This is a genomic window from Microcystis sp. M53602_WE12 (assembly GCF_030065455.1).
GTDB classification, from domain to species: Bacteria; Cyanobacteriota; Cyanobacteriia; order Cyanobacteriales; family Microcystaceae; genus Microcystis; species Microcystis aeruginosa.
Genome location: NZ_JASJFB010000358.1, coordinates 1 through 2,464 on the forward strand (window position 1 = coordinate 1; position 2,464 = coordinate 2,464).

General features: G+C 50.1%; 1 protein-coding gene. It reads left to right on the top strand.

Annotated elements, in window-relative coordinates; all coding sequences use genetic code 11:
* Positions 1-237 precede the first annotated feature (237 nt).
* Positions 238-2,091 (top strand): biosynthetic-type acetolactate synthase large subunit, encoded by a 1,854-nt coding sequence (gene ilvB, locus PX482_RS12495; protein WP_288122501.1) that lies wholly within the window; start codon positions 238-240, stop codon positions 2,089-2,091.
* Positions 2,092-2,464: the final 373 nt, after the last annotated feature.

The following is a 2,464-nucleotide window of genomic DNA, read 5'->3' on the forward strand; positions in this document are numbered from 1 at the left end:
CACACCCCACACCCCACACCCCACACCCCACTTCCCCACACCCCACACCCCACACCCCACACCCCACTTCCCCAGATATTGCATGGGTAAGATGCAAAAAGAAAAAAAACTGCAGCCAAAAAGGTGAGATGGAATACACTAAAAGTATAAGGTTATCAATTTTGCTATTTTTCAAGTTGCATCCTAGGCAACAGAATTGCAATTATCCCTCTAGTTAGAAATTGGACGGTTTGCCCTGTGGTTTCATCACTTCCCAAGCCCAATGACTCTTTAACAACGGTTCCCCAGCGTTGTTCTGGTGCTTATGCCTTGATGGACAGTCTCAAACGTCATGGCGTTAAGCACATCTTCGGTTATCCCGGAGGTGCGATCCTGCCCATCTATGACGAACTCTACCGCTTTGAAGAGCGGGGAGAATTACAACATATTTTAGTGCGCCACGAACAAGCGGCCGCCCATGCCGCCGATGCCTACGCTAGGGCCACCGGCAAAGTGGGGGTCTGTTTCGGTACTTCCGGCCCCGGGGCGACCAATTTGGTGACAGGCATCGCTAACGCACACATGGACTCCATCCCGATGGTAATTATCACCGGTCAGGTGAGTCGGGCGGCCATCGGTTCCGATGCTTTCCAAGAAACCGATATTTATGGTATTACTCTCCCGATTGTTAAACATTCCTATGTGGCTAGAAACGCCCGGGAAGTAGCGAGAATCGTCGCTGAAGCCTTCCATATCGCCAGTACAGGACGACCGGGACCGGTTTTAGTCGATATTCCCAAAGATGTCGGTTTAGAACTATGCGATTATATCCCCGTCGAACCGGGAGATGTGAAACTAACCGGCTATCGTCCCACGGTTAAGGGCAATCGCCGTCAGATCGAGGCCGCTTTACACCTCTTGGAAACCGCCGAAAAACCTTTACTTTACGTTGGCGGAGGTGCGATCGCAGCTAATGCCCACGCCCAAATTGCCGAGTTTGCCGAGCGTTTTCAGTTACCCGTCACCACCACGTTAATGGGGATCGGTGCTTTTGATGAACATCATCCCCTCTCGGTGGGAATGTTAGGAATGCACGGCACCGCCTACGCTAATTTTGCCGTGACCGAGTGTGATTTATTAATTGCCGTCGGCGCTCGTTTTGATGACCGAGTAACGGGGAAATTGGACGAATTCGCCTCGAAAGCTAAGGTAATCCATGTGGATATAGACCCGGCCGAAGTGGGCAAAAATCGCGCCCCTGACGTGCCGATTGTCGGGGATGTGCGGGTAGTTTTAGAACAAATACTCCAAAAAGCCAGAGAATTTGATTATCCCACTAATTCTGATCGCAGCCAAGCTTGGTTAGCCAAGATCGAGCGCTGGCGACAAGATTATCCCCTGCAAGTACCTCGACCAGAAGGCAGACTTTCCCCCCAAGAAGTGATCGTTGAGGTGGGTCGTCAAGCACCCCACGCCTACTATACCACCGATGTGGGCCAGCATCAGATGTGGGCGGCCCAATTCCTCAAAAATGGACCCCGACGTTGGATTTCTAGCGCGGGATTGGGGACGATGGGTTTCGGTTTACCGGCTGCGATGGGGGTAAAGGTGGCTATTCCCGATGAGGAGGTCATCTGTATTAGTGGTGATTCCAGTTTCCAAATGAATCTACAGGAATTGGCCACCCTAACCCAATTTAATATTCATGCCAAGACGATTATTATTAATAATGGTTGGCAGGGTATGGTACGTCAATGGCAAGAAGCTTTCTATGGGGAACGTTATTCTAATTCCAATATGGAAGCGGGAATGCCAAATGTGGAACTGTTAGCCCAAGCTTACGGCATTAAAGGGATTACTATTCGCCATCGAGAGGAATTAGCCGCAAAAATTGCCGAAATGTTGGCCCATGATGGTCCGGTTTTAGTCAATGCGATCGTGACTAAAGACGAAAATTGTTATCCCATGGTTGCCCCCGGCCAAAGTAATTCCCGTATGATTGGTTTACCGAAAATTGTCACTGGGGGTTGTGAAATGCTCAATTGTCCCAGTTGTGGCGCGGTTAACAGTTGGAATAATAAATTCTGTCCTGAATGTGGGGCGAAATTGTAGCTGAAAATTGTTAATTAATTAACCAGCCTCCGTTATACTTAACGGAGGTTTTTGGCTTTTTCTCTACTGTGTGAACATCATAAGTAGGTAGGCGTTAAAAATTATCAGATGCCCCCTTATTAAGGAAGGATCGGCACCCCCCTTATCAAGGGGGATCCCCCCGCCTATCGGCACCCCCCTTATCAAGGGGGATCCCCCCGCCTATCGGCACCCCCCTTATCAAGGGGGGCAGGGGGGATCGAACCTAAAATCCATTTTTAAGTAGGTAGGTATTAAAAACTTTCAGATCCCCCCGCCTATCGGCACCCCCCTTATCAAGGGTAGATCCCCCCGCCTATCGGCACCCCCCTTATCAAGGGTAGATCCCCCCGCC